The 16868-nt window shown below is 61.2% G+C and carries 17 protein-coding genes, 4 other RNA genes and 4 pseudogenes; 12 read left to right on the forward strand and 13 right to left on the reverse strand.

Annotation, left to right across the window (positions count from 1 at the left end; all coding sequences use genetic code 11):
* Positions 1 to 131 precede the first annotated feature (131 nt).
* Both J5I97_RS11250 and J5I97_RS11255 read left to right on the forward strand, forming a co-directional pair.
* Positions 132 to 347, forward strand: a complete 216-nt coding sequence (locus J5I97_RS11250) for a DUF6116 family protein (RefSeq protein ID WP_208586588.1) — start codon at positions 132 to 134, stop codon at positions 345 to 347.
* Positions 347 to 1114, forward strand: a complete 768-nt coding sequence (locus tag J5I97_RS11255; RefSeq protein WP_208586590.1) for a TatD family hydrolase — start codon at positions 347 to 349, stop codon at positions 1112 to 1114. Before J5I97_RS11250 ends, J5I97_RS11255 begins: the two co-directional genes overlap by 1 nt.
* 43 nt (positions 1115 to 1157) lie before the next feature.
* On the opposite strand, the gene J5I97_RS11260 is transcribed toward J5I97_RS11255, so the two are convergent.
* Positions 1158 to 1988 (reverse strand): tRNA threonylcarbamoyladenosine dehydratase, encoded by an 831-nt coding sequence (locus J5I97_RS11260; protein WP_208586591.1) that lies wholly within the window; start codon positions 1986 to 1988, stop codon positions 1158 to 1160.
* A gap of 62 nt (positions 1989 to 2050) precedes the next feature.
* On the opposite strand from J5I97_RS11260, the gene J5I97_RS11265 reads away from it, so the two are divergent.
* Complete coding sequence (locus J5I97_RS11265) at positions 2051 to 2479, forward strand: hypothetical protein (protein WP_208586592.1); 429 nt, start codon at positions 2051 to 2053, stop codon at positions 2477 to 2479.
* A 129-nt stretch (positions 2480 to 2608) separates the two neighbouring features.
* Positions 2609 to 3091, forward strand: coding sequence for a glycine zipper 2TM domain-containing protein (locus tag J5I97_RS11270; RefSeq protein ID WP_208586593.1), 483 nt, complete (start codon positions 2609 to 2611; stop codon positions 3089 to 3091).
* Between the two features lie 141 nt (positions 3092 to 3232).
* Here the strand turns inward: J5I97_RS11270 and J5I97_RS11275 are convergent, their stop codons facing one another.
* A complete protein-coding gene (locus J5I97_RS11275; protein ID WP_208586594.1) occupies positions 3233 to 3448 on the reverse strand; it encodes a cold-shock protein in 216 nt (71 codons plus the stop codon).
* A gap of 232 nt (positions 3449 to 3680) precedes the next feature.
* Between J5I97_RS11275 and J5I97_RS11280 the strand changes: the two genes are divergently transcribed.
* On the forward strand, positions 3681 to 4166 hold the full coding sequence (locus tag J5I97_RS11280; protein WP_208586595.1) for a DUF456 domain-containing protein: 486 nt from the start codon (positions 3681 to 3683) through the stop codon (positions 4164 to 4166).
* A gap of 70 nt (positions 4167 to 4236) precedes the next feature.
* Positions 4237 to 4427: pseudogene (locus J5I97_RS11285) on the forward strand (phospholipase A); the annotation flags it as partial.
* A gap of 24 nt (positions 4428 to 4451) precedes the next feature.
* Here the strand turns inward: J5I97_RS11285 and J5I97_RS11290 are convergent.
* Positions 4452 to 4527: non-coding RNA, sX9 sRNA (locus tag J5I97_RS11290), on the reverse strand.
* A gap of 63 nt (positions 4528 to 4590) precedes the next feature.
* Here J5I97_RS11290 and J5I97_RS11295 point away from each other — a divergent pair.
* Positions 4591 to 4741 (forward strand): annotated as a pseudogene (locus tag J5I97_RS11295) (phospholipase A); the annotation flags it as partial.
* 282 nt (positions 4742 to 5023) lie between these two features.
* Here the strand turns inward: J5I97_RS11295 and J5I97_RS11300 are convergent.
* From J5I97_RS11300 to J5I97_RS11310, 3 genes and pseudogenes are all read right to left on the reverse strand, one after another.
* A pseudogene (locus tag J5I97_RS11300) lies at positions 5024 to 5290 on the reverse strand (carbonic anhydrase); the annotation flags it as partial.
* Positions 5291 to 5617: 327 nt separating this feature from the next.
* Entirely contained in the window at positions 5618 to 7138 is a 1521-nt protein-coding gene (locus J5I97_RS11305) for a fumarate hydratase (RefSeq protein ID WP_208586596.1), read from the reverse strand.
* 134 nt (positions 7139 to 7272) lie between these two features.
* A non-coding RNA gene (locus J5I97_RS11310) (sX9 sRNA) lies at positions 7273 to 7348 on the reverse strand.
* Between the two features lie 144 nt (positions 7349 to 7492).
* On the opposite strand from J5I97_RS11310, the gene J5I97_RS11315 reads away from it, so the two are divergent.
* Positions 7493 to 9373 carry an ABC transporter ATP-binding protein gene (locus J5I97_RS11315; protein WP_208586598.1) on the forward strand — a complete coding sequence of 627 codons (1881 nt, stop codon included), beginning with the start codon at positions 7493 to 7495 and terminating at the stop codon, positions 9371 to 9373.
* Between the two features lie 189 nt (positions 9374 to 9562).
* Positions 9563 to 10342 carry a ferredoxin--NADP reductase gene (locus J5I97_RS11320; protein ID WP_208586600.1) on the forward strand — a complete coding sequence of 260 codons (780 nt, stop codon included), beginning with the start codon at positions 9563 to 9565 and terminating at the stop codon, positions 10340 to 10342.
* Positions 10343 to 10442: 100 nt separating this feature from the next.
* Here the strand turns inward: J5I97_RS11320 and J5I97_RS11325 are convergent, their stop codons facing one another.
* On the reverse strand, positions 10443 to 10949 hold the full coding sequence (locus J5I97_RS11325) for a glutathione peroxidase (protein ID WP_208586602.1): 507 nt from the start codon (positions 10947 to 10949) through the stop codon (positions 10443 to 10445).
* A gap of 304 nt (positions 10950 to 11253) precedes the next feature.
* Here J5I97_RS11325 and J5I97_RS11330 point away from each other — a divergent pair.
* A pseudogene (locus J5I97_RS11330) lies at positions 11254 to 12137 on the forward strand (M3 family metallopeptidase); the annotation flags it as partial.
* Positions 12138 to 12146: 9 nt separating this feature from the next.
* Here J5I97_RS11330 and J5I97_RS11335 read toward each other — a convergent pair.
* A non-coding RNA gene (locus tag J5I97_RS11335) (sX9 sRNA) lies at positions 12147 to 12222 on the reverse strand.
* On the opposite strand from J5I97_RS11335, the gene J5I97_RS11340 reads away from it, so the two are divergent.
* Positions 12206 to 12280: non-coding RNA, sX9 sRNA (locus J5I97_RS11340), on the forward strand. The genes J5I97_RS11335 and J5I97_RS11340 overlap by 17 nt on opposite strands.
* 4 nt (positions 12281 to 12284) lie before the next feature.
* Here the strand turns inward: J5I97_RS11340 and J5I97_RS11345 are convergent.
* The 3 genes from J5I97_RS11345 to J5I97_RS11355 all read right to left on the reverse strand — a co-directional run bounded on the left by J5I97_RS11345 (position 12285) and on the right by J5I97_RS11355 (position 14032).
* On the reverse strand, positions 12285 to 12785 hold the full coding sequence (locus tag J5I97_RS11345; RefSeq protein ID WP_208586603.1) for a MarR family winged helix-turn-helix transcriptional regulator: 501 nt from the start codon (positions 12783 to 12785) through the stop codon (positions 12285 to 12287).
* A 66-nt stretch (positions 12786 to 12851) separates the two neighbouring features.
* Entirely contained in the window at positions 12852 to 13697 is an 846-nt protein-coding gene (locus J5I97_RS11350) for a hypothetical protein (protein WP_208586604.1), read from the reverse strand.
* A gap of 50 nt (positions 13698 to 13747) precedes the next feature.
* Positions 13748 to 14032, reverse strand: coding sequence for a GNAT family N-acetyltransferase (locus J5I97_RS11355; protein WP_208586605.1), 285 nt, complete (start codon positions 14030 to 14032; stop codon positions 13748 to 13750).
* A gap of 214 nt (positions 14033 to 14246) precedes the next feature.
* Here J5I97_RS11355 and J5I97_RS11360 point away from each other — a divergent pair, with 214 nt between their 5' ends.
* Entirely contained in the window at positions 14247 to 14447 is a 201-nt protein-coding gene (locus J5I97_RS11360; protein WP_208586606.1) for a hypothetical protein, read from the forward strand.
* Between the two features lie 144 nt (positions 14448 to 14591).
* Here the strand turns inward: J5I97_RS11360 and J5I97_RS11365 are convergent, their stop codons facing one another.
* Together J5I97_RS11365 and J5I97_RS11370 are read right to left on the reverse strand one after the other, a co-directional pair.
* The gene (locus tag J5I97_RS11365; protein ID WP_208586607.1) at positions 14592 to 15200 is read right to left on the reverse strand and encodes a rhomboid family intramembrane serine protease; all 609 of its coding nucleotides are present in this window, start codon (positions 15198 to 15200) and stop codon (positions 14592 to 14594) included.
* A 7-nt stretch (positions 15201 to 15207) separates the two neighbouring features.
* On the reverse strand, positions 15208 to 16773 hold the full coding sequence (locus J5I97_RS11370) for an oligopeptide:H+ symporter (RefSeq protein ID WP_208586608.1): 1566 nt from the start codon (positions 16771 to 16773) through the stop codon (positions 15208 to 15210).
* Positions 16774 to 16868: the final 95 nt, after the last annotated feature.

Raw genomic sequence — 16868 nt, forward strand, 5'->3', positions numbered from 1 at the left:
GACGCACCGCTGTTATTGACGGTCGTGATTCCAGCACGGGGACCCTGAATGAAAACGCCCTCGCTCATGAACGCGGAGGTTAAGTTCAGCTAGCGGTTATTTCATGGATCCCTAACAGCGGGAGCATTTGCATGCGAAATCCCGTCACCTCACGCGCGCTGGATTGGGCCAGCAGGCTGCGCTACCCCACCTTGTTCAAGCTGGCCGCCGCGCTGTTTCTGGTCGACCTGGTGATCCCGGACCCGCTCCCTTTCCTGGATGAACTGTTGTTCGGCCTGAGCACGCTGCTGCTGGCCAACTGGAAGACGCGCAAGGCGCCGCTATCCGCGCCGGTCCGCCGCGACTGATGCAGTTGATCGATAGCCACTGCCATCTGGATGCCGGCGCGTTCGACCACGACCGCGCAACCGTCATCGCACGCGCGCAGGCCGCCAACGTCATGCAGCAGGTGGTGCCGGCGATCACCGCCGCCAGCTGGCCTGGCCTGCGCGCTGTCTGCAAGCAGGCGCCGGGGCTGTACCCGGCCTACGGGCTGCATCCGATCTTTCTCGATCGGCACCGCCCAGAGCACCTGGACCTGCTGGCCGAGTGGATCGAACGCGAGCGCCCCTGCGCGATCGGCGAGTGCGGGCTGGATTTCTCCCTGGACGGGCTGTATGCGCAGACGCAACGCGACTATTTCGATGGCCAATTGCAACTGGCCAAACGCTTCGACCTGCCGCTGATCGTGCATGCGCGCCGCGCCACCGAAGAGGTCATTGCACGCATCAAGGCGGTCGGCGGCCTGCGCGGTGTGGTGCACAGCTTTGCCGGCAGCCCCGAGCAGGCACAGCAATTATGGAAGCTGGATTTCATGATCGGCCTGGGCGGCCCGGTCACCTACCCGCGCGCCAGTCGCCTGCGCGGGCTGGCAGCGAACATGCCGCTGCAGCATCTATTGCTGGAAACCGACGCGCCGGACCAGCCGGACGCCAGCATCCGCGGCCAACGTAACGAGCCGGCGTATTTACGCACGGTGCTGGAATGTATCGCGCAGCTACGCGGCGAAAACGCCGACCGTATCGCGGCGCAGACAACGGCCAATGCGCGGAGAATGTTTGGATTGCCGAACTGATCGGACACGCGCTGCTGCACGACGTGGCAACGCGCGCCTGATATCACGGCGCCGCCGCAACCTCGGCAGCTGGCATCGCTGCAGCGGCTTTTGGTTTGAGCAGCATCTCCAACGCCTTGCCCACCGCGACAAATGCAAATGTGCCGGTAATATGCGTGGCTGAGCCCAGCCCTGCCCCGCAATCCAGCTTGAGCGTGGCATCGGCATCGAGCTGAGGGCGAATCCCGCACACGCTGCCATCGGACTGCGGGTATTTGACGTTTTCCAGCGAGTACACCGCCGGCACACCGAAATAGCGCTGCGGATTCTTCGGAAAATTGAAATCGCTGCGCAGCTTTTTGCGAATCAGCGCCAGCATTGCATCGTGTTCGGTCCGCGAGACATCGCGCACGCGCACCAACGTGGGATCGGTGCGTCCACCAGCAGCGCCCACGGTCAGTAGCGGCAGCTTGCGCCGCCGGCACCAAGCGATGATTTCGACCTTGACCCGGAAGCTGTCGCAGGCATCGATCACCAGATCGAAGCCGTCGCCGAGCAGACTTTCGATATTGCCGGCAGTGAGAAAAGATTCCACCGCATCGGCCTCGATGTCCGGATTGATCGCCACACAGCGCTCAGCCATCGCGCGCGCCTTGTTGCGCCCATACTGGCCCGCCAAGGCCGGTAGTTGCCGATTGGTATTAGACACACACAAATCGTCCGCATCGATCAGGCGGATGTGCCCGACGCCGGTGCGCGCCAATGCCTCGACCACCCACGAGCCCACGCCGCCCATCCCGACCACCGCCACGCGACAGGCGGACAACCGCTCCACCGTGCCGACTCCATACAGCCGGTCGATACCGGCAAAGCGTTCACGCCATTGTGCTTTCATCGGCTTATTTTACGCGCGCCACCAACACTTGGCGCGACAACCCTGCATCCCAGGAACCACCCATGTCGTCCACGCCTCCGGACCAATCACGTGCGGCCCGCTACGCCTTCATGCTGGTGCTGGGTGTTTTGATCGGCCTGGTCACCACCGTGATGGTGGCGCGGGTGCTGCAAGCCAGGCGTAACCCGGTGCCGGATAGCCTGATGCAGGTAATGGCTCACCAACTGCGTGCGCTGCAGCCTGGTGCAGGTGCAGTCTGCACGGCCTCCCAGCAGCAGGCGCGGCTGCAGTCGCTGCGTCTGCTTGCCGATGAAGTGGAACCGGCCTTTCCCGCGATCGGCGAAGACCGTCGCTTCGGCGAACACGCGCAGGCATTGCGTGCGGTACTGGATGGGACACAGCGCAGGCCGCTAGCGGACTGCAAGGCGATCGCCGCAGTCAGAACACAGGTGTCCGAAGCCTGCGAGGCCTGTCACCGCGACTTTCGATGAGGCCTGATGGCGACGGCGCTCGGGTTTCGTTAAGCCTGGAGTGGTCCAGTTGGTAGACCGTTCACCTGAACCATCACAGGATAACGTCGCCGCGGCCCTGACCGCTTTTGCCCCCCCCGGAGAGACCTCATGAAGACCCGACTGCTCGTCATTGGCCTGGCTGCAACCGCGACCCTGGTTGGCTGCGCCACCTCTCAGCCCCAGTACGGCAGTTATCGCGGCGACCGCGGTTATGACCAAGGCTACTCGCAGCAGCAGGCGCACTGTGCGGATTGCGGCATCGTGACCCGGATCGACGAGGTTGGCCCGACCCGCACCGCGCCCACCGGCACCGGCGCAGTGCTCGGCGGCATCGTCGGCGCAGTGGCCGGTCGCCAGATCTCCAAGGAAACCGGCGGCAGCAAGGGCAACAAGAACGTGTCGGCCGTGGCCGGTGCCGCCGCAGGCGCGCTGGCCGGTAACGCGATCCAGAACAACGTCACCAGCGACAGCTTCGATGTACAGGTGCGTATGGACGATGGCCGCGTCATCGTGGTGAACCAGCGCGACCTGGCCGGCGTGCGCGAAAACGCCTATGTGCGCGTGGTCAATGGCAAGGTGGTGCTACGCTGATCTGCGAACGCAAAGCGGCTGGCAGAACAACTGCCAGGTTCGGTTCGTCGCTCTTGGTTGAGATCGCGGAATGAATAACAAAAAGGCCCGGTGGCGGGCCTTTTTGCTGTCTGCCTGCTGCGATGTGCGCCGTGCGGCGACTCAGACCAACTGCACCGCATCGGCCTGCGGGCCCTTCTGACCTTGCACCAGGGTGAAGCTGACCTTCTGACCTTCCTTGAGGCTCTTGAAGCCCTGGATCTGGATCGCGCGGAAATGGACGAATACGTCCCGGCCATTTTCGCAACTGATGAATCCAAAGCCTTTGGCATCGTTGAACCACTTCACGACACCATTTTCGCGTTCAGTGTTGGACATCCTGACTGACTCCCTACGACACTGTGATGGACTGGCGGTGGTGGCTGTGATTGAAAGGAGGAAGCGAGGTACAAGGATGTAGCGGATCAGACGATCTGCCGCATCATCAGGCCACGATTCGCGATGACCTTTGCAAACAGCAGCATCTTCAACTTAACCCGCACAAAACGAACTTTCAAGCACCTCTTGCACATTTCTGTCACACCTTGAACAGAGCATTTTCTAAACCATCATGGACACGACCGTTGTCTATTACATTCTGGCCGGAGCGCTGGTGCTTATTGGTTTTGCCGGCGTCATCCTGCCGGCGCTGCCGGGTCTGCCGCTGGTGTTCGCAGGCTTGCTGGTCGCCGCATGGGCAACCGGCTTTACCCACGTCAGCTGGATCACGCTGGTGATTCTTGCGCTGATCACCGCGCTGTCGTTCGTCATTGACTTTTTCGCTACGCTCTACGGGGCGCAGCGCGTAGGTGCCAGCAAGCTGGCGTTGTGGGGCTCGGTGATCGGCGCCATTGTCGGCATCTTCTTCATGCCGATCGGGCTATTTGTCGGCCCGTTCGCTGGTGCCTGGATTGGCGAGTACTACCAGACCCGCAGGACCGGGCAAGCCACCAAGGTCGGCGTCGGCACCTGGTTGGGCATCATGCTCGGCACGGCGACCAAACTGGCGCTGGGCCTGTGCATGCTCGGCGTTTTTGCGATTAGCTGGTTTTTCTAGGGATTTTTGGCAAATGCGGATGACGGCACTCATAGCCGTCGCTTCATCACTGCACTTATCCGTGCACGGTAGAGGCTGCATGAGCGGCCTCAGCCTCAATCACCTATCCAACGACCGCGAAGATCCATTGTCGCGTTCATGGAACCGAGTGATCCTCAATATCGTATCGGGCTGGATCGCGAGAACCGGGCCCTGACGCTGCGCCTGTGGTTCGGCATCAAGGAGGACCGCGCCGACGACAACAATCCTGATATCGAGAACAATCCTGATATCGAGAATTAGAGCGGCTAACAAAACGTAGCGAGCAGTCGTCAGGTGGGTGCGGACGGCGCGCAGGAACCGCAGTGTACACGTAGTAAATGCCGATTCCGAGCACCGGCCGCGCCCGCCTGGCGGTAAGAGCAGTCGTTTTGTTAGCCGCTCTTACATGGGCTGCGGCGATGCCAGCTTGGTCTACAACCACGATTTCGCGCTGATCGCATGCCACTCGCTACGTGGCGGCGATCGCTCGCACAGCTTGCTGCAGTTGGGATTACGGCTTCCTGATCACCAATTTTTTGCGCGGCCACGTGCAGGACTGACTGGCTGTCGCCAGACTGGCGCTCACGATGTTTTTCCAGCACATTCCAAATGCTGGTTTGCCACACCGCTCGGTAGAGTTAATAAAAATAGAAAAATCCGGCATATTCGCATGCCGGATTTTTCTATTTCTGGCACTCCAAGCGAAAAAATACGACCACCCGACTACGAAATTCTTTCGTACTCAGTGGCACACAGTCAACGCAACAATGATCACCTGATTGGCAGAGCGTCCGGCACTGCCAACGGCGCTGAAAGCGCGAAGTTCAAACCGACCACGAATTACCGGCATTGCGCACGATGAACATCTCGCCCAGTCCGCGACCGAACAGCAGCTCCGGCGGTAGGCGCAAATCCGAGCACGACACCAGGATCACGAACGGGGTCTGGCCCAGGGCAAGTTCCAGCCGGCGCTTGCTGTCGGAAATCACCTTTTTAGGACGGTTTTCGACGAATGCGGCGTTACCGTCACGCAGCACCTGCAACGCCTGCTAGGCGCTCAGATCGGTTTTCTTCGACCGAGCCGCGCGCAAGGCGAAAGGCAGAGACGCGGCGGCGGCGACCGGCACGCAACAGGCGCATTGCAGCAATTTTCGACGGGATGCAGGATGCGACATGGACGAGCCCGCGCTCTCTTTTGGCTCCGCGATTTAAATACGTTTATAAATAATAAATACTCGAAAATATACTATAAACACGGGATTTCTCCGCCGTGCCAAGGGCTTCAGGTCCAGTCCGTCAAACCCTCGCGGCGGTAGGTTTCCTGGGCAGTCGCTTCGTGCTGTTGCAGATGACCTGCATGCGAGCGTGCCACATCGACAACAAGGAAGCCGGAGCATGCTCCGGCTTTCTGGATGCGACAGCGCGTTGAATCAGGCCTCGACGACGACTGGAATCTTGCCAATGCGCGACTGCCATTGCCGCGGGCCAGTCTTGTGAACCGATTCGCCAGTGGAATCCACCGCCACGGTGACCGGCATGTCCTTCACCTCGAATTCGTAGATCGCTTCCATGCCGAGATCTTCGAATGCCAACACGCGCGCGGCCTTGATCGCCTTCGACACCAAATACGCCGAACCGCCGACCGCCACCAGGTAGACGGCCTTGTTGTCGCGGATGGCCTCGATCGCCGCATCGCCGCGCTCGGACTTGCCGACCATGCCTAGCAGACCGGTTTGCTCGAGCATCTGGCGGGTAAACTTGTCCATGCGGGTGGCGGTGGTCGGGCCCGCCGGGCCCACCACTTCGTCGCGCACCGGGTCTACTGGGCCGACGTAGTAAATGAAGCGGTTGGTGAAATCGACCGGCAGTTTTTCGCCACGATTGAGCATGTCGATCATGCGCTTGTGCGCAGCATCGCGACCGGTCAGCAGCCTGCCGTTGAGTAGAACCACTTCGCCCGGCTTGAAACTGACGACTTCTTCCCGGGTGATGGTGTCCAGATCGACCCGGCGCGCGTTGGTGGGGTTGTAGGTGAGCTTGGGCCAGTCTTCCAGGGAGGGCGGATCCAACATCACCGGGCCGCTGCCATCCAGGGTGAAATGGGCGTGGCGGGTGGCGGCACAGTTGGGAATCAGCGCCACCGGCAGATTGGCGGCATGGGTCGGGTAATCCTTGACCTTGATGTCCAGCACCGTGGTCAGGCCGCCCAGACCCTGCGCACCGATGCCGAGCGCGTTGACCTTTTCGTACAACTCAAGACGCAGTTCTTCGGCGCGATTGGAGGCGCCGCGCGCCTGCAGATCGACAATGTCGATTGGCTCCATCAACGCTTCCTTGGCCAGCAGCATCGCCTTCTCGGCGGTGCCGCCGATGCCGATGCCGAGCATGCCCGGCGGGCACCAGCCAGCGCCCATGGTCGGCACCGTCTTGAGCACCCAATCGACGATGGAGTCGGACGGATTGAGCATGGCGAACTTGCTCTTGGCCTCAGAACCGCCGCCCTTGGCCGCGACGATCACCTCGACATGGTGCCCGGGCACGATCTTGACGTTAACCACCGCCGGGGTGTTGTCCTTGGTGTTTTGGCGCTTGCCGGCGGGGTCGGCCAGCACGCTGGCGCGCAACTTGTTATCCAGGTGGTTGTAGGCGCGGCGCACGCCCTCGTTGACCATGTCGTCCACGCTCATTGTGGCGTCGTCCCAACGCACTTGCATACCGATTTCCAGGAATACGGTGACGATGCCGGTGTCCTGGCAGATCGGGCGATGGCCTTCGGCGCACATGCGCGAATTGATCAGGATCTGCGCAATGGCGTCCTTGGCGGCCGGCGATTGTTCGCGCTCGTAGGCCGCCGACAGGTTCTTGATGTAATCGACCGGGTGGTAGTAGCTGATGTACTGCAGCGCGTCGGCGACGGACTGGATGAGGTCTTCCTGCTTGATCGAGGTCACGGCTGGCTCTACGGCTGGCGGGGCAATCGGGCATTTTAAGCCAAACTCCGGGCGCGTCCCGGCGCCGCGTCGATGGAAGCGATTGACCGACGCGCGCGTTGCGCTTCGCCCGGCGGACCTTCGCCACTAAGAGCGGCTAACAAACCGTAGCGAGCAGTCGTCAGGTGGGTGAGGACGGCGCGCAGCAACCGCAGTGTAGGGGTGGTACATGCCGATTCCGAGCACCGGCCGCGCCCGCCTGGCGGTGAGCGCAGTCGTTTTGTTAGCCGCTCTAAGCCGTATGCCTTTGGCAACCGTAGATTGTGGCCAAGCCTCAACACTCCGCGCCCACGCCGCGCACGGCACACTATCGCGATGTCAGCTTCCCGTTCCGGCGCCACTGCGCCCGTCGCCGCCCGTACCGGCCCTACCCTGCGCGAGCGCCTGGATGCGCTGCGCAATCTGCCCCCGTTCCTGCGCCAGATCTGGCAGACCAGCCGTTGGCTGAGCCTGAGCAGCATCGGCCTGCGCGTGCTGCGCGCGTTGATGCCGTTGGCCTCGCTGTATATCGGCAAATTGATCATCGACGAGGCGATCCACCTGGTCGGCCAACCGCAGGCGTTCGACTCGCTGACCCAGGCACTGAGCAGCGGCCGCTTGAACCTGCTGCTGGAATTGCTGGCGATGGAACTGGTCCTTGCGATCGGTTCGGACCTGCTCGGCCGGTTGATCGGCTATGCCGATGCGCTGCTGTCGGAGTTGTTCAACAATGTCGCCAGCGTGCGGCTGATGGAACACGCTGCGCAGCTGGATCTGGAGGACTTCGAAGACCCCGACCGGCAGGACAAGCTGGATCGCGCGCGCCGCCAGACCATGAATCGCATGAATCTGATGAGCCAGTTGTTCGGGCAAGTGCAGGACGCCATCACCGTGGTCGGTCTGGCGGTGGGCTTGGTTGTCTATGCGCCGTGGTTGATCGCACTGCTGGCGATCGCCTTGATTCCTGCCTTTATCGGTGAAGCGCACTTCAATGCGCTGGGCTATTCGCTCAACTTTCAATGGACGCCGGAGCGGCGCCAGCTCGACTATCTGCGCCAGGTCGGCGCCAGCGTCGAGACCGCAAAAGAAGTCAAAATTCTCAACCTGCACCGCTTTCTGATCGCGCGGTATCGTAGGTTGGCCGACAAATTTTTCCTGGCCAATCGCGCACTGGCACGCAAGCGTGCGCTGTGGGGCGCGCTGCTGGCAGCGCTAGGCACGTTGGGTTACTACATGGCTTATGGCTACATCGCCTGGCGTACCGTGCGCGGCGATTTCAGCATCGGCGATCTGACTTTTCTGGCCGGCAGTTTCCTGCGCTTGCGGCAGTTGCTGGAGGGTCTGCTGATCGGGTTTTCGCAAGTCGCCGGCCAGGCCTTGTATCTGGACGATCTGTATTCGTTCTTCAACATCGCCCCGGAGATACGCTCGCGTCCGAACGCGCTGCCGGTACCGCGGCCGATTCGCCAGGGCTTCGTATTCGAAGACGTGGGCTTCCGCTATCCGGACGCCGAACAGTGGGCGGTGCGGCATCTGGATTTTGAATTGCGTGCCGGCGAAGTGGTGGCATTAGTCGGCGAAAACGGTGCCGGCAAGACCACCCTGGTCAAGCTGCTGGCGCGACTGTACGACCCAGATGAAGGCCGCATACTGCTCGATGGCCACGATTTGCGCGATTACGATCTTGACGATTTGCGCGCCAATCTCGGCGTGATTTTTCAGGACTTCGTGCGCTACCACCTCAGCGTGGGGGAGAACATCGGCGTCGGCCAGGTCGATGCGATGAACGACGCGTTACGCGTCCGCGCCGCTGCGCAACGCGCGATGGCGGGCGCGCTGATCGACAGCTTGCCCGATGGCTACGACCAACTGGTCGGCCGTCGCTTCAAGAACAGTGTGGATCTGTCCAGCGGGCAATGGCAGAAGATCGCCATTGCGCGTGCCTACATGCGCGATGCGCAGCTGATGATCCTGGACGAACCCACCGCCGCGCTGGATGCGCGCAGCGAGTTCGAGGTGTTCCAGCGCTTCAAGGAATTGTCGGACGACCGCACCGCGGTGCTGATCTCGCACCGCTTCTCCAGCGTACGCATGGCCGACCGCATTCTGGTGCTTGCCGCCGGACGTATCGAAGCCAACGGCACGCATTTCGAACTGATGGCGCAGGGCGGGCATTATGCCGAGTTGTTCGAGCTGCAGGCGGCTGGGTATCGGTGAGGCCCGAAATCGGGAATCGGTAGAGGCGGTTTCCGGTAGGCTGACGAGTATCGGGGTTGCTCGATCACAAAGCAGCTGCACATAATTCTCGATTCTTGACTGCCAATTCATCGACCAAATGAGAGCCCCTCTCATTTGGTCGGCTTGAGGTAGAATTGCCCGCGTACTCTTGCCACGACACTACACGGTATGTCTTCCGCTTTCGGCGCCGAAACGGTGCTTGAGGTCCGTCACTGGACCGATGCCTACTTCAGCTTCACCACCACCCGCGATGCCGGTTTCCGTTTCGAGAACGGTCAGTTCGTGATGATCGGCCTGCAAACCGAGACGCGCCCGTTGCTGCGCGCGTATTCGATTGCCAGCGCCAACTGGGAAGAACACCTGGAATTCTTCAGCATCAAGGTGCCCGGCGGCCCGCTCACTTCGCGGCTGCAGCACATCAAACCCGGCGACAAGGTCCTGGTCGGCAAAAAGCCCACCGGCACGCTGCTGATCAGCGATCTGCATCCGGGCCGCAACGTGTATCTCCTGGGCACCGGCACCGGCCTGGCGCCGTGGTTGTCGGTGATCAAGGACCCGGAAACCTACGAGCGTTTCGACAAGGTGATCCTTACCCAGGGCGTGCGCTTCGTGCAGGATCTGGCTTATCGCGACTACTTCGAGCGCGAGCTGCCGCAGCACGAATTTCTCGGCGACATCCTGCGCGACAAGTTACTGTATTACCCGGCAGTGACGCGCGAAGCGTTCGCAAATAAGGGCCGCTTGACCGAGCTGATGGCCGATGGCCGCATGCAGCAGAGCCTCGGTTTGCCGCCGCTGGATCCGGTCAACGACCGCTTTATGATCTGCGGCAGCCCGCAGATGCTGACCGACCTGCGCACCCTGCTGGATGCACGCGGCTTTCAGACCTCGCCACGTATCGGCACCCCTGGGCATTACGTGTTCGAACGCGCGTTCGTCGAGAAGTGATGTAACGCGGCAAGACAAGCAGACACCGCAGTATCGTCGGAGCGCGCTGGCGCGCGATGAAGTCTTCCCGCCAGGGCCTCATCGCGCACAAGTGCGCTTCTTACGGTGTGCCACGCGCTGCCACTGCGCCCAACGCACTCTCGATATCCGCAGCCAGCGCCTCCGGCCTGGTGGTCGGCGCATACCGCTCCAGCACGCTGCCGTCGCGGCCGATCAGGAACTTGGTGAAATTCCACTTGATCGCTTCGGAACCCAGCACGCCGGACTGTTCGTGCTTGAGCCACTGCCACAACGGATGCGCGCCGCTGCCATTGACCTCGATCTTGGCCGCCAGCGGAAAATCCACCGCATAATCGAGCGAACAGAACTGACGAATCTGCGCGGCATCGCCCGGCTCCTGATGACCGAACTGGTCGCACGGAAACCCGATCACCACCAAGCCACGCTCGCGATAGCGCTGCCACAACGCCTGCAAGCCAGCGTATTGCGGGGTGAAACCGCATTTGGACGCGACATTGACCACCAGCACCACCTTGCCGACCTCATCGCGCATCGACCGCGTGCGACCTTCCAGATCGATGAATTCAAACGTGGACAGCTCGCTCATGCCAGTCTCGCGTACTTGGGAAAGCAGCAGACTAGCGCAGCCGGCCATCTCGCTCTACTGCGACCTTCGTGCGCTGTCCACGCACGTTTTACGGCTGGACGTCGCTGACACCGCGCAGTCGGTAGTAGTAGGCAGGTGCAAGCGGCGCGCAGCAATTCCAGCGCCATAGCCATGCATCGGCAGTGCGGGCAACGGCCGGGCCGGCCAAATGGCTGCGTTGTCATCGTTCAACCATGCCTTTTGTCACACGCCCGTCCTGCCCGGCCAGGTTAGCCTCGACAGCTAGCGCGTTGGAGCAACTCTCTTGACCACCCGTCTCGCTTTTGCCCTGGCCACTTCACTGGGACTTGCCATGCCGTCCTACAGCATCGCCGCACCCGCCGCCACGCAGGCTGACACGCAAGCCAATCCGTTCCTTGCCGACAGCACGCTACCGCTGCACTACCCGCAATTTGACAAGATCAAGGAAAGCGATTTCGCATCCGCCTTCGATGCCGGCATGACCGAGCAGATGACGGAAATAGAGAAGATCGCCAACCAGAAAGCCAAACCGACCTTCGACAACACCATCACTGCGCTGGAAAAAAGTGGCGCCACGCTCGACCGCACTACCACGGTGTTCTTCAATCTGGTCGGTGCCGACACCAACGACGCGCGCAAGAAACTTCAGGCCGACTACTCGGCCGGATTCGCCGCGCACCGCCATTCGATTTCGCTCAACGGCAAGCTGTTGATGACGTCAAGCAACTCGATGGCTTGTCCGACGAGCAGATCGCATCCGCCGCCGAAGCTGCCAAGTCGCGCAAACTCGATGGCGAGTATGTGATCGCGCTGCTCAACACCACCGGCCAGCCGCCGCTGACCCAAATGAAGAATCGCGAGCTGCGCAAGAAGATCTACGACGCCTCGGTGTCGCGCGGCAGCCAGTACGACAACACCGCACTGGTGTCGCGCATCATGACGCTGCGCGCGGACAAAGCCAAGCTGCTCGGCTTCCCGACTCACGCCGCTTATTGGCTGAGTAACCAGACCGCCAAGACCACTGAAGCGGTCAACGCGATGCTGAGTAAACTGCCCCCGACCACTGTGGCCAACGCCAAGCGCGAAGCTGCCGATCTGCAGGCGATGATCGACAAGGAACAAAAAAACGCACGCAAGCCGACCTTTAAGCTCAAGGCCTGGGACTGGACTTAGAGCGGCTAACAAAACGTAGCGAGCAGTCGTCAGGTGAGTGCGGACAGCGCGGAGGAACCGAAATGTACGTGTGGCACATGCCAATTCCGGGCACCGGCCGCGCCCGCCTGGCGACTGCTCGCTACGTTTTGTTAGCCGCTCTTAGCGCTCGAGCGCGTCCACACCCTCGAGCAATTTCTTCAGCAGCTTTTCCAGACGCACCTGCTCGGCCTCGCTCAACACGGCAGTTTCAGCGTGCAACAGCGCGCAGGCATCCGGTAGCAGACTTTCGATCAATGCCAATCCCGCCGGCAACAAGGTCAGTACGATTTTGCGACGATCGTCTGGACTGTTGCCACGTGTAATCAAGCCTTTCTCGCACAGCTGATCAGTCAGCCGGGTGATGTTGGCCGGCTTTTCGCTGGCAGCTTCGGACACCTCGGTCGGCGTGATCGACTGGTCGGGCGTGCCGTACAACATCATCAGAATTTCGTATTCCGGCGGGCTGATGCCGTATGGCTTGAGCCGCATGCAACCCTGCGTGTGCAGTCGCTTGTAGAGATGCTTGATCAGCCTCACCAGGACAGCCGGCTCCCGCGGGAAGGCCGGATAACGCAGGCAGGTGTGGTTCACGCGACTTGCGGTAGGCTCGAAACTGCTCATATCATCCATTTGATTACATTACTGAATGGCCGAGCCATTCAATCACATCGCCTGCGAGGCGACATCTCAGCGTGCGAAGAGATGTACATATTCCGGCGCGACCCACGGCAATATTGTCGAGGCTGCAACATCGGCCGGTTGCGTGCCATCCGAATACGGGCCGACCTGATACGGCAGAGACACGAACCGAAGCGCGGTGATCTGCCCAGCCCGGTTTAGCACCGGCGCAAACTGGGCGAAATTATCGACTTGTGCCGCAGTGTCTTCGGCCATCATGCGATCGGCCGAGGCGACCTGCTCAGCCTGATCTTCGAACGGAACGCGATCGGCTTCCACGCGCTGGGTTGCGGCAGCATTGAGTTTCGCGGCGACCTCGCGGCCGATCTTCTCCCGGCCTGCCGGGTTCGGAATCAAGGCCTGCGCGGTCAATTGCTTGCGTTCCCTGACCAGCCACACCAAGCGCGCCACCAATGGCTCGCCATGCGCGCCGCCGGTATAGCGGCTGCCGTCGGCGGAAACGACAATGAGCTCGGCGGTCTGCAATACGGTCTCGAACGCCAGCGACAACTCATAGGGCACGGCCGGCTTGTCGTTACCAAGGCCGGACACGGCTGCCATCAGTTCGGCACGTGCATCCTGCGCGTAACCACGAATCAACGCGGTCAGTTCAGGATACGCACCCAACCCGCGTGGGTAGCTGATACCCACTATATAGGCCGGGGCATGTTCAAGCACGTCTTCCAGCGGGCCGCTTTGCACGGCAACAGGCTCTGCAGGCAGCATTACCGTAGCAGCTGCATCGGCTGCGGGCTCGGTCGATTCCGCCGTTGTGGGTTCGCGCTGCGTACACCCTGTCAGCAAGGCCAGCACCAGCACCCCCCGCACTTCATTCACTCCAATCGACCGCCCCATTACCACCTGCTCCCCTGATGAATACCTATTGCGAAAAACCCGGTTGCTGGTCAGGCCAGCAAATCCTGAAACTGCGGATGCCGGCGGACATACGCCTCGGCGTAACTGCACGCGGGAACGACTTTCAAATCGGCTTCGCGTGCGTAATTCAAAGCGGCCTCAACCAGCACTGCGGCGATACCGCGCCCACCGATTGCATCAGGCACATGCGTGTGCGCGATGGTCATGCGCTCGCCCTCGCGACGGTACGCCAGTTCTGCGTGTTGTCCATCGGTGTCTACGGTGAACTGTTGCTGGTTCGGATCGTGTTCTGCGTGCACTGTCGCTGCTTCCATCGTGGTCTGCGTCAGGCAAATGAGTATGCGATCAGTGTGGCCAGCGCAATGCCGCGCATGCGTGAAAGTGAATCCCAGTCTGACCTGCAGTGCAGCTTGTCGGACGTGCACTCAAGTTCCCCTGCGGTGCGCCGATAGCCGATTCGAAGACGTGTGCTATGACCGGTCTGCGGAAGCTGCCGACGTCTTCGCCTTAACTACGAGGAGTCACCGCATGAACAACGATTCGGCAGGACACAGCGCAGACAGCGATAGCTCGTTGCTTGAGGGTCTGTTCCAGTTTGCCATCAGCGGCGACACCCACAGCCCGGACTTCGTGCAGCTCAACGATACGGTGTACGCGCGCCTGCAGCAGACTTACGGCACGGTGTCTGGTAGCACGCTCAGCGCCAACCAAGAACGCAACGCGGCCTGAGCCGGCGTCGCGTCCATCATCAGGACCACTCCCGCGTTTTGCGATGGTCTTGGCTCGGTTACCGAGGGCAGCCCGTTCTACATCGATATTATCGACGCGGTCCGTGCCCGCTTGGCGACCGCGCCGTAGGCTCGCTGGACGCGCTCAGCCGAAACGTGGACTGGACAACTGCTCCAGAAACACCTGCCACACGCGCGGCTCCATGATCAGCATGAACATCACACCGAACGCGGCGCCGGCCAGATGCGCGCTGTGGTTGAGGCGATCGCCGCCGCGGCGGTCCATCCATAGACTGTAGCCGACGTAGAACACCGCGTAGATGATCGCCGGCGCTGGAATGAACAGCACCAGGATGATCGTCCACGGCTGCAGCAGGATGAAAGCGAACAACACCGCCGATACCGCACCGGATGCGCCCAGGCTCAGGTAATTGGGGTTCTTCTGATTCTTCAGATAGCTGGGCAGGATCGACACCACCAGCGCGCCCAGATAGAACAACGGATAGGTCAGCGCACTGCCGGTCAGCCGCGTCATCACGTCTTCGATATACCGGCCGAAGAAAAACAGCGTGATCATATTGAAAACCAGATGGCCCAGATCGGTATGGACGAAGCCGTAAGTCACCAGACGGCCGTATTGTTTTTGCTTGTCCAGCGCGGGCGGCCACAGCACCAACCGGTCGGCCAGCTTGCGGTTGTTGAACGCCATCCACGAGACGATGCCGGTGATGGCGATCAGGATCAGGGTAATCATGCGGACCTCAGGCAAAACGGTAATTGTCGACCATGCGATAACGGCGTGCATACAGCCCGAAGGCCAGTGCTGCCATAAACGCGAAGGCCGCGAAGAAAAACATCAAAAAGCCTGCTTCGCCGAGCCCAGTATCGGCGATCTGCGCGGTCACGGTCTCGTTGCGCACTGCCACGTTTGACAACAGCACCCACAGATTGCCGACCGTGGTGGTGAGATACCAGAAACTCATCACCACGCTCTTCATCGAGGGCGGTGCCTGGCTATAGGCGAATTCGATGCCGGTGGCCGACACCAGCACTTCTCCGACGGTCAGCAGCGTATACGGCAGAATCTGCCAGGCGATATGCATCGGCTCGCCGCTGTCCATGCCGAGCTGGATGGCACCGACGGCGATCCAGGCCAGACCACTGAAGGCAATGCCGATGGTCATGCGCCGCAGCGGCGTCGGCTCCCAACCGCTACGGCGCAGCAGCGGGTACAGCACCAGGTTGTTGAATAGGATCAGCAGCATCACCAGCAGCGGATTGAGCGCCTGCATCTGCGATGCTGTGAACCAGGCCGGCATTGTCATCTCGCGCCCTTGCAGCACCCAGGTCGATGCCTTCTGATCGAATAGCGAGAAGAACGGTGTCAACAGCGCGAACATCACCAACACCCGCAGCAAGGCACGCACCCCTTCGACCGCGACATCCGGGTGAGCGCCGCGCGCGCGTTCCAGCTGCCACCAGGTGCCACCACCGATGCCGGCCAACAAGAGCACCAGCGCCATGCACAGGCAGATAACGATGCCCAGCTGACCGACCAGAGCGAAGCAGCCCAGCGCCAGCAGTATCGACACGACTGCGAACATAAAGCCGGGACGGCCCTGCCCAGGCGCGTGCGCAAGCAACGCGGTGCGCACCACCGCGCCGAAGCCATGCGGATCTTTCGGCAGCAACGGCACCAGCACGTAGCGCCTGCGGCCCAGCCAGAACACCAGGGTGGCAACGAACATCAGGATGCCGGGAATGCCGAATGCCCAGGACGGGCACAGATTTTTCAGCGCCAGCGGAATCAGTAGCGAAGCGAACAACGAGCCGAAATTGATGATCCAGTAGAAGGCATCGAACACAACCTTGGCCAGGTGCTTGCTGGACTGGTCGAACTGGTCGCCCATGAACGAGGCCACCAGCGGCTTGATGCCGCCCGCGCCCAGCGCGATCAACCCAAGCCCAACGAAAAATCCGTTGCGGCTGCCTTCGAACATCGCCAGGCATGCATGGCCCGCGCAATAAATCAGACTGAACCAAAACATGGTGTGGTATTTGCCGAAGAAGCGATAGGCCAGCCAGCCGCCGAGCAGCGGGAAGAAATACACCCCGATCATGAAACTATGCAGGATGTGCTTGGCTTCGATCTCACGGCCGGGTCCGCTGATTTCCTGCAGCAACAGCGAGGCAATCAGGAACTGCACCAGGATATTGCGCATCCCGTAGAAGCTGAAACGCTCGCAAGCTTCATTGCCGATAATGAAGGAAATCTGGCGCGGCAGGCGCGCACCGGTAATGGCGCCCGGCAAGGTGAGGGTGGTCAAAGGCGGTCCGGTCGAGCTGAAAAACAAGCCCTATCGTACCGCCGCGCGAGTGATGGCCGCCATTGCCCGGCGTGCGGACTACTGCACACACCCGC

The sequence above is a fragment of the Xanthomonas fragariae genome (genome assembly GCF_017603965.1).
In the GTDB taxonomy this organism is placed as follows: domain Bacteria; phylum Pseudomonadota; class Gammaproteobacteria; order Xanthomonadales; family Xanthomonadaceae; genus Xanthomonas; species Xanthomonas fragariae_A.